1 protein-coding gene is annotated in these 259 nt (G+C 66.0%); it reads right to left on the bottom strand.

The genetic code is table 11. The features are described 5' to 3' along the window. Positions 1–259: DJ-1/PfpI family protein (locus tag ABKW30_RS29300; protein WP_348602491.1), on the bottom strand; the 259-nt coding region annotated here is incomplete at both ends.

The following is a 259-nucleotide window of genomic DNA, read 5'->3' as shown; positions in this document are numbered from 1 at the left end:
CGATGAACGCGTCGGCATCGGGCAATGCGGAAAGCAGGACGATCGGACCGTGGCAGATGATGCCCGTCGGGCGGCCCGTGTCGTGGAAGCTCGTCAGGATCTTGCCCAGGTTCTTGTCGCTGATGAGATCCGCCATCGGGGCGTGGCCGCCCGGAATGAACAGGCCGACATAGCCGTCCGTGCCTTCGGCGACGACGGACGCCAGGGTCTTCGGGTGCTTGAGCGGCTCCAGGTTTTCGGCGAATGCCAGCGCCTCGGC

Source organism: Phyllobacterium sp. SB3 (assembly GCF_040009165.1).
In the GTDB taxonomy this organism is placed as follows: Bacteria; Pseudomonadota; Alphaproteobacteria; order Rhizobiales; family Rhizobiaceae; genus Phyllobacterium.
Note: the sequence above shows the minus strand (reverse complement) of the source record. Positions and strands in the feature narration are given on the sequence as shown.